Annotated in this window: 13 protein-coding genes; 5 read left to right on the forward strand and 8 right to left on the reverse strand. The window is 42.0% G+C overall.

Translation table 11 applies throughout. The features are described from left to right. The first annotated feature begins 117 nt into the window (after window positions 1-117). Window positions 118-1,434, forward strand: coding sequence for an Ig-like domain-containing protein (locus CYP84_RS03040; protein ID WP_103636633.1), 1,317 nt, complete (start codon window positions 118-120; stop codon window positions 1,432-1,434). Between the two features lie 45 nt (window positions 1,435-1,479). On the opposite strand, the gene CYP84_RS03045 is transcribed toward CYP84_RS03040, so the two are convergent. From CYP84_RS03045 to CYP84_RS03060, 4 genes are all read right to left on the reverse strand, one after another. Further along, window positions 1,480-2,898: an alanine/glycine:cation symporter family protein gene (locus CYP84_RS03045; RefSeq protein ID WP_103636634.1), complete on the reverse strand. Its 1,419-nt coding sequence runs from the start codon at window positions 2,896-2,898 to the stop codon at window positions 1,480-1,482. 88 nt (window positions 2,899-2,986) lie between these two features. Continuing rightward, a complete protein-coding gene (locus tag CYP84_RS03050; RefSeq protein WP_103636635.1) occupies window positions 2,987-3,502 on the reverse strand; it encodes an ATP-dependent DNA helicase RuvA in 516 nt (171 codons plus the stop codon). Between the two features lie 43 nt (window positions 3,503-3,545). Continuing rightward, on the reverse strand, window positions 3,546-4,712 hold the full coding sequence (locus CYP84_RS03055) for a replication-associated recombination protein A (RefSeq protein WP_258033882.1): 1,167 nt from the start codon (window positions 4,710-4,712) through the stop codon (window positions 3,546-3,548). A gap of 20 nt (window positions 4,713-4,732) precedes the next feature. Further along, a complete protein-coding gene (locus CYP84_RS03060) occupies window positions 4,733-5,263 on the reverse strand; it encodes a pyridoxamine 5'-phosphate oxidase family protein (RefSeq protein WP_103636637.1) in 531 nt (176 codons plus the stop codon). 79 nt (window positions 5,264-5,342) lie between these two features. On the opposite strand from CYP84_RS03060, the gene CYP84_RS03065 reads away from it, so the two are divergent. Beyond that, on the forward strand, window positions 5,343-5,636 hold the full coding sequence (locus CYP84_RS03065; protein ID WP_103636638.1) for a hypothetical protein: 294 nt from the start codon (window positions 5,343-5,345) through the stop codon (window positions 5,634-5,636). Between the two features lies 1 nt (window position 5,637). Here CYP84_RS03065 and ung read toward each other — a convergent pair whose 3' ends face one another. Then, window positions 5,638-6,330 carry a uracil-DNA glycosylase gene (gene ung / locus CYP84_RS03070; RefSeq protein ID WP_103636639.1) on the reverse strand — a complete coding sequence of 231 codons (693 nt, stop codon included), beginning with the start codon at window positions 6,328-6,330 and terminating at the stop codon, window positions 5,638-5,640. A 62-nt stretch (window positions 6,331-6,392) separates the two neighbouring features. On the opposite strand from ung, the gene CYP84_RS03075 reads away from it, so the two are divergent. The 3 genes from CYP84_RS03075 to infC all read left to right on the forward strand — a co-directional run bounded on the left by CYP84_RS03075 (window position 6,393) and on the right by infC (window position 9,645). Next, window positions 6,393-6,968, forward strand: a complete 576-nt coding sequence (locus CYP84_RS03075; protein WP_103636640.1) for a YbaK/EbsC family protein — start codon at window positions 6,393-6,395, stop codon at window positions 6,966-6,968. A 341-nt stretch (window positions 6,969-7,309) separates the two neighbouring features. Continuing rightward, on the forward strand, window positions 7,310-9,130 hold the full coding sequence (gene thrS, locus CYP84_RS03085) for a threonine--tRNA ligase (protein WP_103636641.1): 1,821 nt from the start codon (window positions 7,310-7,312) through the stop codon (window positions 9,128-9,130). Further along, entirely contained in the window at window positions 9,127-9,645 is a 519-nt protein-coding gene (infC, locus tag CYP84_RS03090; RefSeq protein ID WP_103636642.1) for a translation initiation factor IF-3, read from the forward strand. Before thrS ends, infC begins: the two co-directional genes overlap by 4 nt. A gap of 774 nt (window positions 9,646-10,419) precedes the next feature. On the opposite strand, the gene CYP84_RS03095 is transcribed toward infC, so the two are convergent. The 3 genes from CYP84_RS03095 to gdhA all read right to left on the reverse strand — a co-directional run bounded on the left by CYP84_RS03095 (window position 10,420) and on the right by gdhA (window position 12,332). Beyond that, window positions 10,420-10,656, reverse strand: coding sequence for a hypothetical protein (locus CYP84_RS03095; protein ID WP_103636643.1), 237 nt, complete (start codon window positions 10,654-10,656; stop codon window positions 10,420-10,422). Continuing rightward, complete coding sequence (locus CYP84_RS03100) at window positions 10,640-10,906, reverse strand: hypothetical protein (protein ID WP_103636644.1); 267 nt, start codon at window positions 10,904-10,906, stop codon at window positions 10,640-10,642. Before CYP84_RS03100 ends, CYP84_RS03095 begins: the two co-directional genes overlap by 17 nt. A gap of 100 nt (window positions 10,907-11,006) precedes the next feature. Then, the gene (gene gdhA, locus CYP84_RS03105; protein ID WP_103636645.1) at window positions 11,007-12,332 is read right to left on the reverse strand and encodes an NADP-specific glutamate dehydrogenase; all 1,326 of its coding nucleotides are present in this window, start codon (window positions 12,330-12,332) and stop codon (window positions 11,007-11,009) included. Window positions 12,333-12,348: the final 16 nt, after the last annotated feature.

Genomic DNA, 12,348 nt, shown 5'->3' on the forward strand with positions numbered 1-12,348 from the left:
CTCAAAAATTTATAACTTCATATTTCTAAAATGTCACAACTGTACCAAAGTACAATAGCTATAAAATAAATTTTTTACTTATAATTGACAACATAAAATACGCAAAGGGGAAAAATTATGAGTAAAGTTAAAGGACTAATAAAATCAATAATCGGCACGGATGCCATCGTCGCAGTTGATGCTAATGGAAATCAAAGAACTCTAAAAGCAGGCGACTTGATCTATGACAACGAGGTCATAAAAGAGCAAGACGGCGTAAAGGTCGAGGTGCAGGCTGCGCAAACTCAAAATGAAAATGCTAGCGATGAGACTGGCAAAGAGATAGCATCGCTACAAGAGCAATTGTTAAATGGTAAAAATATCTCTGATCTTGAAGAGACTGCAGCTGGCGGCACTCAATCAGCAGGCGGAGTAAGCTCGAATGGAGTGAGCCTTGGCGCTGCTGGCTTTACAAATGGTGGTCATGAGTCAAACATCAATGCGAATTTTGGCGATCTAAGCTCTCAAGCAAATGCAAGTGCAGAGGCTTTTACAAATGTAAGCGGTGGCGCAAGCGAGGAGGGCTTTAGTCTTGATACACTTGCGGCTGCGATAGATAATGCATATAACAATATATTCTCGCAGTCACTAGAAGTATCTGTCACAGCAGTAGATGATAACGTAGTAACTGGCAATACAGACGAATTGGTAAGTCACCATATTGATGTTGGAGATAATATCTTAGAACACAATGTTTCTGAAAGAACAGGTCTGCATATCACAAACGATAACACTCCAACTTTAGTTGGTAAGGCTACTTCAAACGCTACTATAAGCATATTTGATGGTGAAGGTGAGAGCGCACCGCTACTTGGTACGACAACTGCTGATAATGATGGCAATTGGTCATATACTCCAACTTCACCTCTAGCTGATGGAGATCATAAATTTACTATTGAAGCTAGCAAAGTAGCTGCAAACGGCGAAGAGCTAAAAGCTACAAGCACGCAAGAGATAACTGTTGATACAGACAATAGCACCTTGTCTATCACAAAAATATCTACTGATGACTTTTCTGACTTGTCACACTATAACACAATGTATGATAGCAATAAACAATATGACTTCTCACCAAGTATCGAGGGCAAGGCAGAGCCATTTGCTGAAATAAATTTAGTTATCACAAAAGCTGAAGTTGTTTATCGTGATGCCTTTGGTCACTCTTGGGTAGAGAAAGGCAACGAAGCTCATGTGGTTGAGAAACTAAGCGCTAAGGCTGATGCTGATGGCAACTGGAGAGCTGAGAGTAGTGTGTTGGATACTCTTGGTACTAACGAATATACAGTCCAAGCTTCATCAGTCGATGAGGCTGGCAATAAATACGCAGAACCTCAAGCAACGACATTTTATATGCCACTTGAGCCTATAACTGTTGCTCCAACAGACCATCTATAATATTAAATTTAATGTGGAGAGCCTTCTCTCCACGCACTCTTAAATTTACTTCAAATACTCTTTTACGTCGTACTCTTTGCCTGCGTCGTGATCTTTTAAAAGCCTTGCTACGACGGGGCTTAGAAGGATAATGGCTATCAAATTTGGCACAACCATAAGGCCGTTAAACATATCAGCCAAGCTCCAGACGAAATTTACCTTTTGCAAGCTTCCCAAAAAGACAAAAACGACTACCAAAATTTGAAACGCCCTGACCGCTTTTGCGCCAAAAAGGTAGCGCACGTTGATCTCAGCAAAGTAGTACCAGCCAAGTATGGTCGTAAATGCAAAGAAAAATAGGCAGATCGCCACAAAGCTATAACCGCCAGTTTTGCCAAAGATGTGCGACGAGAACGCCTCTTGCACCAAGGTGATGCCTGTAAAGACTGCCTTGCCGTTTTCAAAGCTGATGACATTTGCGGTTAGCACCACAAAAACGGTGATGTTTAGCACGATAAATGTATCTACAAAGACGCTCATTATGCCAAGTACGGCTTGATCGACTGGGTGTTTGACGTTTGCAGCAGCGTGTGCGTGCGGAGTCGAGCCCATGCCAGCTTCGTTGCTAAAAAGTCCCCTTGCGATGCCGTATCTCATAGCAGCTGCGATGCTAGCGCCAGTTGCGCCGCCCCAAGCAGCAGAAGGATCAAATGCAGCTCTAAATATTAGCGAGATCGCCTCTGGGATATGCTCGAAATTTAAAAATATGATAGTAAGACCCACGCCAACGTAGAGCAAAGCCATGATAGGCACGATCTTTTCAGCGACCCTTGCGATCGCTTTTACGCCGCCTATAAAGATGACTGCGCAAATGAGAGCCAAAAACGCCCCTGTTAGCCACTGCGGTATGCCAAAAGCGCCGCTAAAGCCATCAGATATGGAGTTTGCTTGAACCATGTTGCCGATAAAGCCAAGTGCGATGATGATAGCGATAGCGAAAAATCCAGCTAGAAATTTCGCCCAGCCGCCCTTTAAACCGCGGCTTATATAAAACGCTGGGCCTCCTATCGTGTGGCCGCTGTCGTCTTTGGTGCGGTAAATTTGAGCGAGGCAAATTTCAGCAAAATTTGTAGCCATGCCTAAAAAGGCTGCGCACCACATCCAAAATATGGCTCCAGGACCGCCCATGATAAGAGCTGTCGTCGCACCCACGAGGTTTCCAGTGCCAACTTGCGCTGCGATCGCTGTTGCGACTGCTTGAAACGAGCTCATACCAGCCTTTCCAGCGGCCTCGCCGTGAAGCGAGAAATTTCCAAAAAGCTTGCCTAAACCCATCTTAAATTTAAAAATTTGAACAAAGCCAAGTCTAATGGTGAAAAATAGTCCAGTGCCGCAAAGTAGGGCGATTAGGAAGTATGGACCCCAAAGAAATGAATTTATACTTTCAACGCAGTTATTTAAAATTTCAGCAAAATTTGTAGGCATTTTTTAACTTTCGTGATTGATTTGGATTTGAGAAGTATATTTGAAAAAATATAAAATTTAAATTAACTACTAAAAAATTATAGCCGAGCTAAATTTTTACAAAAGCGCCCTGCAAAACTATGCGTGAATAGTAATAAAAGCTGTAAAATAGCCTATCGTCATAGCTTAGCTCATCTTGATCTACGATATCAAGATACTTTGGCTCTAGCATTTGCTCCATTTTTGCAAGCGGCTTTGCGTGCTCAAGATGCTCTAGCTTCTCACAAATTTCAAGCATAAATTTAAAAAATTCTTCAAGCTTACGCGAGATAAATTTAGCTGCTTCGCCTTTTTCGCCTAGCGCACTTTTATAAATTCGCACCAAAAAAACGAGCGCAAATGGCGTTGCGTGCCAAAATGTCTCTTGATACTCGCACTGAGCCACTATCTCATCAAGCAGCTCGCTAAGCTCTTTTTCATCAAATTTGCTCTTTTTCACAGCCTTTGTAAGTGTGTTTAAAATTTGCGCAAAAAGCTCCGCCGTGCCGTAACTACAGCTTAGCCTATCCCACGGCACGTCTTTTATCTTTAAATTTGCGATATATTCTAAATTTTGCTCGTTCATCCTTAAAACAGCCCTTTTAAATTTGAAAGAGTAAAGCCTAAATTTAGTCCTTTGACCTTATCTTTTCTAGCCACTCATTTAGCGTTTTTTCAAAGCCTATGCCCTTGCTTTTGTAAAAAACGAGCGGTTTTTCTAGGTATTTTTGCTCGACCCAGCCGCCAAAATCATGCGGATAAAGGTAGTCTTTGCTCTCTTTTGTGTGATTTTTTAGATATGGCGGGATCTTTAAAATTTCTTCGCTTTGCACGTATCTTAGGGCGGCATTTATCGCGTTGTAGCTGGAGTTTGACTTTGGCGAGCTAGCTAGATAGACGGCGCACTGAGCCAGTATGATCCTAGCCTCTGGAAAGCCTATCTCTTTTACTGCGCTTAGCGTGCTGGCGGCTAAATTTAGTGCATTTGGGTTTGCGTTGCCGATGTCTTCGCTGGCAAATATCGCCATCCTTCTAGCGATGAAGTTTGCGCTTTCGCCAGAGTCTATGAGCCTTGCGAGATAGTATATGACGGCGTTTTCGTCGCTTCCGCGAAGACTTTTTATAAAAGCGCTTGCTAGCTCGTAGTGCGTATCGTCCTCTTTTGCCCCCTCTTTTAGGGCGTTTTGGCGAAGTGTTTTTAAATTTTCTAGGCTCACATTTTCATCAAGCGTGATGGCAAATTCTAGTAAATTTAGCATAGCTCTTGCGTCGCCGCCGCTACTTTTAAAAAGATACTCCTTCGCCTCCTCGTCAATACTAAATGAAATTTGCTCTCTTATCTTGCTAAGAAGCTCCTCAAAGTCGCCACTGCTAAGCGGTCTAAACTCAAAGAGCATCGAGCGGCTTCTTATGCCTGAGCTTAGCGTAAAAAAGGGATTTTCCGTGCTAGCGCCGATGACTAGGGCTTTGTAGTTTTCCATGGGGATGAGCAGTGCTTCTTGCTGGGTTTTGCTAAGCCTGTGGATCTCGTCTATGAAAAAGAGTGGCTTATTTAGGGCGTTTTCGTAGTTTTTTAAAATTTTGCGAAAGTCATCTATCTTTAAATTTCCGCCGTCAAACTCGTAAAAGTCGTAGTTTGCGCCGCTTGCCACAGCCCTTGCAAAGCTCGTCTTGCCACAGCCTGCTGGACCATAAAATATGGAGTGCGGTATCTTGCTTGTGGCTATAAATTTTAAAAAGGCCACTTTAACCGCCTTTTGACCGCAAATTTCGTCCAAGTTTTTTGGTCTAAACATCAGTGCAAGTGAGCTCAAATTTACCCCTTTACCGCTTTTGGCAAAATTTTGGCCTTTGCGCTAAGGCTCTCTATCTTTAGCTCGTAAATTTTCATATTTTTTAGCCCATACTCGGCCGCTACGTCAAATGTACTCATAGCATAAGCGGTGTATTTTTGGCTGAGAATTTTTAAAATTTCATATCTTTTGGTTTCATCTGTCACTTCGTAGGCTCTTGTTTTTGCGATGGCGCTTTTGTATTCAGTCGTAAAGACCTTGCCGCCAAGCGCCTTGCCGTCGTCTTTTATCATTTCTAGCTCGCTATCATTTAGGTGTGGGACTTTGTTGAAGCTAACGCAGACAAACTCCACTTTTCGCCCATTTTGAAGCAGTTTTGCCTTGCTACCAGCGGTTGCTCCGTGCACAAAAATGCTCTCACCAACCCTAACCGGTGAGATAGGCACGCTAAAAATTTCTCCCTCATCATCCACGCATGAGATCACGCTGTATTCGCAGTTATCGATGATCTCAAGCGCCTCTTCACGACTAAGCTCTCTATCTTTTCGCCTCATTTTTCATCCTTTTTTTGCAAATTATTTTAAAATTTAAGTGCTTAAAGGCTAGTATAACGCAAAAATTTCAAGGAAAAATATGAAAAAAATTGCCATTTTTGCCCTTTTGCTGGGCGTAAATTTATTTGGTGCAAGCGAGGTTTGCAAGGAGTATGTCAAACAAAGCAGGCTCTATCTTGACGAGCTTTACGCCAAAGAGAGCAAGAAGCTTGCGGGTGATGAGAAGGCGCTAAGGCTTTTTGAGCTTAAATTTGATGAGTTTAAGCAAAGACAAATCGGCCAAGAGGCGATGATAATGCAAAATAACGATGAGAAATTTTGCAAAAGCGAACTTGAAAAGGTAAATAAGCTTCTTAGTGAGCTTAAAAAATAGCTCAAATTTGAGCGTTTAAGTCCCACTCTATGGGCGTTTTGCCGTGGTTTGCTAGGTAGATATTTGCCTTTGAAAAGTGCCTGCAGCCAAAAAATGCCCCACGAGCTAGCGGACTTGGGTGGGCTGCTTCTAAGATGAGGTGCTTACTGGCGTCTATTAGCGGTGCTTTTGCCTTGGCTGGGTTGCCCCAGAGCATAAAAACTACGTTTTGCAAATTTTGGCTAATCTTTCTTATGACGGCGTCTGTAAAGCCCTGCCAACCAAAGCTAGCGTGAGAATTTGCCGCTCCAGCACTTACGCTTAAAGTAGAGTTTAGAAGCAACACGCCTTGTTTTGCCCACTTTGTAAGATCGCCGCTATTTGGCTCTTTTATGCCAAGATCGGCGTAAATTTCTTTATAGATATTAACAAGGCTTGGCGGCACTCTCACGCCACTTGGCACTGAAAAGCTTAGCCCCATGGCTTGATTTGCGCCGTGATATGGGTCTTGGCCTAGGATGACGACCTTGACATCGTGAAATGGCCTTAGATTAAATGCGTTAAATATAAGCCCACTTGGTGGATAGACGACGCCAGCGCTCTTTGCTTTTAAGAAATTCTCTTTGATTCGTGCGAAATTTTCGCTCAAAAACTCATCTTTTAGCACCTCTTTCCAGCTTGGCTCAATCTTTACATCATCTAAATTTATCTGCATTTTCCTGCCCTTTTTTGTTTTAGCGGTATAATTTTAACTAAATTTATCCAAAGGAAAGAGCTGTGTCAGAGCAAATTTTTAATAAAATCCACGATATTCTTAGCAAAAATGGGGCTAAATTTAGAGTGATAGAGCATGAGAGCGCGAGGACTTCAGAAGAGGTTGCGAAGATAAGAGGCACTAAAATGAGTCAGGGCGCAAAGGCGCTGGTGTGCTCTATAAAAGGCATTGATGAAGCTAAATTTAGAGAAATTTTTAAAGATGAAAATGTGCTAGATGGTTACTTGTTAGACGACGAAAAGCCAGCGATGAAGGCTGGTAAAATTTACTTGCTAGCGGTCTTGCCAGCGGACGAGCAAGCTGATCTTGACGCGCTTACGCAAAAATTTGATGGTAAAAGAGCAAGCCTTTCTAGCCCAGAGGAGGTTACAGCGCTTGCTGATTGTGTATTTGGCTCTGTTCCGCCATTTAGTTTTCATAAAAATTTACACCTTGTCGTGGACGAGAGTTTGCTAGAGCGAAACGAGGAGATCGCTTTTAATGCTGGGCTTCTTGATAGATCAGTCGTTTTAAACGCAAAAGACTACGCTAGGATAGTAAAGCCGGTGTTTGTTAAATTTGCAAAAGAAGAGTGCTAGGCTAACCACTTCCTAGCACTAAATTTGTCGGGAGAAAAATGAATTTAAGTAATGCAAAGACGAGAAATTGCTAAATTCATTTCAGGGGCAAATATTATCAGGGATAATCTTAAAGTATAATAAATTATATTGATAAAATATGCATATTTTAGGGCTTTTTACATTTATATATAAAAATATATATTTTATAAATCAAAAATTTTGGCTCAAATTTTACTAAATTTAAAAAGAATTTATAAAAATTTGCTTAGCAATTATTAAGTTTAGCTTAAAGCCCATTTCGATAAAATCCTTAATCGTTCTTTTATCGTAAAAAAGACAATTTGATATAAGGAAAAACAATGAGCGATATCATCGCATACAAACTAAATGGCGAAATAGTCGATACTCAAAGTATCGCAGGGCGTGAGAGTAGTGCTGAGCCTGTCTATTTCGACAACTCAAAAGAGGCACTACACGTTATCAGACACTCCTGTGCACACCTCATGGCACAAGCTATCAAGTCACTCTATCCAAAGGCGAAATTCTTTGTCGGACCAAACGTAGAAGATGGATTTTATTATGATTTTAGAGTTGATGACGAGGGCACGAAGCTAGGAGAGAGCGATCTAGCAGCGATCGAAGATAAGATGAAAGAGCTTGCTGAGAAGAAATTTGACATCGTTAAAACCTGCTCAACTAAAGCTAATATGAGTGAGAAATTTAAAAACGACGACCTAAAACAAGAGGTCTTAAAAAGAATTCCAGATGGCGAAGTGAGCAGCTACGCACAAGGCGATTTTGAAGACCTTTGCCGCGGACCACATGTGCCAAATACTAAATTTTTAAAATTCTTCAAGCTTACACGCGTGGCTGGCGCATATCTTGGCGGCGATGAGAGCCGTGAGATGCTAACTAGAATTTACGGCACAGCTTACGCAGACAAAGAGAGCCTAAAAGAGCACATCCGCATCATCGAAGAGGCTAAAAAGCGCGATCACAGAAAGCTTGGCGTCGAGATGAAGCTATTTACATTTGATGAAGAAGTGGGCGGTGGTTTGCCTATCTGGCTACCAAATGGTGGACGCTTGAGATCAAAACTAGAGCAACTTCTATACAAAGCTCACCGCGACCGCGGCTACGAGCCAGTGCGTGGTCCTGAGCTTTTAAAGGCTGATGTGTGGAGAAGAAGCGGCCACTACGCAAACTACAAAGAAAATATGTACTTTACAACGATCGATGAGACAGAGTATGGCATCAAGCCGATGAACTGCGTTGGCCACATCAAAGTCTATCAAAGTGACATCCGCTCTTACCGCGACTTGCCACTTAAATTTTTCGAGTATGGCGTCGTTCACCGCCATGAGAAAAGTGGCGTGCTTCACGGACTTTTCAGGGTTAGAGAATTTGCACAAGATGACTCACATATCTTTTGTATGCCAAGCCAGATAAAAGAAAATATCTTAGAAATTTTAAAATTTGCTGGCACGATAATGGAGAATTTTGGCTTCCACTATGAGATGGAGATATCAACCAAGCCAGCCAAAGCGATCGGCGGTGATGAAATTTGGGATACAGCTACAAAAGCACTAAAAGAAGCTCTTGATGAAAATGGCTTTAAATACGGCATCGACGAGGGCGGCGGCGCATTTTATGGACCAAAGATTGACATCAAGATCACTGATGCGCTTAAGAGAAAGTGGCAGTGCGGCACGATACAAGTCGATTTTAACTTGCCAGAGCGCTTTGATCTAGGCTACATCGACGCAAATAACGAAAGACAGCGCCCTGTAATGCTTCACAGAGCACTGCTTGGTAGTTTTGAGAGATTTATAGGAATTTTACTTGAGCACACTGCTGGCGAGCTACCATTTTTCATAGCTCCTACGCAGGTTGTCATCGTGCCTATTAGCGACGCGCATTTAGACTACGCAAAAGAAATTTCACGCGAGCTAAGAAAGATCAACGTCGATAGTGAGATCGCAAGTAAAAATGAGAGTTTAAATAAGAGAATAAGAACGGCAGAAAAACAAAGGGTGCCTATGATAGTTGTGCTAGGAGACAACGAAGTAGCGAACAAGAGCGTTGCGTTGCGCGACAGACAGGCTAGGACGCAGAGCGATATGAGCTTGGCGGAATTTATAAATTTAACGAAGGAGAAACTTAGTGAGGTACATTTTTGAGTAAGGAAAATGAAGTATTGCTCAATGAGGACATAAGGGCGAGAGAGGTAAGATGTGTAGGGGATGATGGCACGGCATACGGTGTCATCTCAAGAGATGAGGCTTTAGAGATCTCAAACAAGCTTGGGCTTGATCTAGTGCTTATAGCGCCAGACGCGAAGCCGCCAGTTTGCAAGATAATGGACTATGGTAAATTCCGCTATCAGCAAGAGAAGAAGCAAAAAGAGGCTAAGAAAAAGCAAAAAACCATCGAGATAAAAGAGATAAAACTCTCTGTCAAGATCGCCCAAAACGATATAAACTACAAGGTTAAACACGCAAGCGAGTTTTTGCAAGATGGCAAACACGTTAAATTTCGTGTATTTTTAAAGGGTCGCGAGATGAGCACCCCAGAGGCTGGCGTAGCCATGCTTGAGAAGGTCTGGGAGATGATCAAAGATGAAGCTGATCGCGACAAAGAGCCTTTGATAGAAGGTCGTTATGTAAATATGCTTGTAACTCCAAAAAAGGGTTAAACTCTCACAAAGAGCAGGCTGGTGCTTGCTCTTTATTGCATTAAATTTTTAACACAAAAACTCACAAATAACTATTTCTCAAAAATTCTATCATTTTTATATTTGCTAAATTTAAGCAATGTGGCTTTTGGTGACTAAATTTGGACGAGAATTTTGGCTGTTTTCGATGAAATTTATCAAATTTTATTTTTGTTTGCCGTCACCAACACAGTCACTTGCCAAAACAAAAACCTTCTTTTAAGGTAAAATTTTCACTTGCGATCTGGTTAAATTTGGCAATATCTGCTTATTTGTGACTTAAATTTAGCAAATTTTAAATTCTCTTGTCTGAATTTGATTATCTTGCTGCCACTCGAAAAATCGTTGTGCTGAGAACATCTTGCGAAGTTTGTAAATTTAATTGCTTGCGAGAGTGTTTTAAACTAAATTTCGCCCATGAGCTGGCTAAATTTGGCAATGGGATATCCGCTTTAATAATGCTTTTTATGTGGCACTAAATTTGACAAGAAATTTGCTTGTTTGTAGCTTAAATTTAGTAAATTTTAATTTTTGCTTACCAGAATTTGCCCCATCCTTTTTCTGCCACTCATTACATGGGTGCTTTGCTGAAATTTGACTGGGTGAGAGCCGCATACTAGAGTAAAAATGAAAGCTTCTTTTGAGTAAATTCGATATTTGTAGTGTTTATGCGAGCGTTTTGAGCCAATTTTTGCTTAATAGCTGGCTAAAATTATAAGTGAAATTTAGTTTTTCTTATAAAAATGCAAGTAGTTTTTATCGCTTTAAAATGCTTTTTGTAAAGGATTTGACTGCTTTTGTTTTATGCGGTAGTAAAATTTGATAAGAGAAATTTAGGTGTGGCTTAAATTTATAAAATTTAACTATCTCTTGCCAAAAATGAAATTCTTTGTCGCCTGGTTGGTTAAAATTTAGGATTTGCTCGGTTGGTAGTAGGACTTCATTATTTAGCCTTACTACGTCGAAGTTGCAAGTGCTATGAAAATTTCTCACTAACAATGCACCTGTTGTAAGGCTCTTTATTTTTTATGCAGTCACGCATAGACTGCGCCGTCATATCAGCTTTTTTAACAAAATTTATACCAAAAGCTCTAAAAAAGTGGTATGCTCGCCAACCTAGTAAAAAATTTAGCCAAGCTTCAAATTTACATCTGTCACGCCAGCAAAAATTTGTTAAAACGAACGCTGCATAAAATGCTTCAAAGCAGCGTAAATTTGATAGCTTGCTAGTAAAATTTGCCACATAAAAGGCAAAACTCTTTTTTGGCTAAAAACCATAGCCTGCCTCGTATCGATTTACGCCCAAATTTAACTTGGACGTAAATTTACAGAGCGAAATTGGCCTACACGTATCCTTGATCTATCATTGCGTCAGCCACTTTTCTAAAGCCGGCGATATTTGAGCCAAGCACCAAGTTGCCCTCATCGCCAAACTCTTTACTCGTTTCATAGCTTAGTTCAAAGATGTGATTCATGATGCCATGAAGTCTGCGATCAACCTCCTCGAAACTCCACGAAGTCATGCCAGCATTTTGCATCATCTCAAGACCACTTGTTCCCACTCCGCCAGCGTTTGCTGCTTTTGCCGGAGCAAAGTAAAAGTCTTTTTGTGCAAGCATGAAATTTATCGCATCAAGCGTGCTTGGCATATTCGCGCCCTCAGCCACGAAGCGGCAGCCATTTGCGTAAAGCACTTTTATGTCGGCTAGGTGAAGCTCGTTTTGTGTCGCACATGGAAACGCCCCATCGCATGGCACGTCCCAGACGCCGTTTCTACCCTCTTTGTATTCGCTCACGCTTACATATTTTGCATTTGGTCTAAATTTGGTGTATTCGCTAAGGCGAGTGCGCTTCACTTCTTTTAGCTCTTTAAGCACTGCTAGATCGATGCCCTCAGCATCATAGACATATCCGTTTGAGTCAGAAACCGTGATAGGCAGTGCGCCTACTTGATAGAGCTTTTCGACTGTGTAGATGGCGACATTTCCGCTGCCGCTGATGCTGCATTTTTTGCCCTCAAGCGATAGACTTGCTTTTTTTAGCATATTTTGAGTGAAATAGACCAGCCCATATCCAGTAGCCTCTGTGCGTGCTAGGCTGCCGCCCCAGTTTAGCCCCTTGCCTGTTAGGATGCCATCAAACCTGCCGGTTAGTTTTTTATACTGACCAAACATATAGCCGATCTCTCTAGCACCCACGCCGATATCGCCTGCTGGCACATCCACGGTGTTGCCGATGTGGCGATAAAGCTCACTCATAAATGCTTGGCAAAAGCGCATTATCTCGCCCTCGCTCTTGCCCTTTGGATCAAAGGTGCTGCCGCCTTTTGCGCCGCCGATATTTACGCCAGTGAGCGAGTTTTTGAAAATTTGCTCAAATCCAAGAAATTTTAGCACGCCAAGATCGACGCTTGGGTGGAGCCTTAGACCGCCCTTGTATGGGCCAACAGCTGAGTTAAACTGCACGCGGTAGCCGTTATTTACCTTTGGTCTGCCATCATCGCCTGTGTATGTCACGCGAAAGATCACCGTGCGCTCAGGGATGACGATGCGCTCTAGGATCGCGTGTTTTTGGTACTTGCTCTCTCTTTTGATAAGCGGCTCTAGGCTGTTTAAAACCTCAGTCGCAGCTTGGACAAAGACGCCTTGACCTGGGTTGGTCTTCTTTATCCCTGTCCTTTATACA

The sequence above is a fragment of the Campylobacter concisus genome (assembly GCF_002912425.1).
Taxonomy (GTDB): Bacteria; Campylobacterota; Campylobacteria; order Campylobacterales; family Campylobacteraceae; genus Campylobacter_A; species Campylobacter_A concisus_AH.

Bases quoted from the DNA above. Each gene is read 5' to 3' on its own strand.
- CYP84_RS03040 (WP_103636633.1), top strand. From the start codon at position 118: ATGAGTAAAGTTAAAGGACTAATAAAATCAATAATCGGCACGGATGCC.
- CYP84_RS03045 (WP_103636634.1), bottom strand. From the start codon at position 2,898: ATGCCTACAAATTTTGCTGAAATTTTAAATAACTGCGTTGAAAGTATA.
- CYP84_RS03050 (WP_103636635.1), bottom strand. From the start codon at position 3,502: ATGAACGAGCAAAATTTAGAATATATCGCAAATTTAAAGATAAAAGAC.
- CYP84_RS03055 (WP_258033882.1), bottom strand. From the start codon at position 4,712: ATGTTTAGACCAAAAAACTTGGACGAAATTTGCGGTCAAAAGGCGGTT.
- CYP84_RS03060 (WP_103636637.1), bottom strand. From the start codon at position 5,263: ATGAGGCGAAAAGATAGAGAGCTTAGTCGTGAAGAGGCGCTTGAGATC.
- CYP84_RS03065 (WP_103636638.1), top strand. From the start codon at position 5,343: ATGAAAAAAATTGCCATTTTTGCCCTTTTGCTGGGCGTAAATTTATTT.
- ung (WP_103636639.1), bottom strand. From the start codon at position 6,330: ATGCAGATAAATTTAGATGATGTAAAGATTGAGCCAAGCTGGAAAGAG.
- thrS (WP_103636641.1), top strand. From the start codon at position 7,310: ATGAGCGATATCATCGCATACAAACTAAATGGCGAAATAGTCGATACT.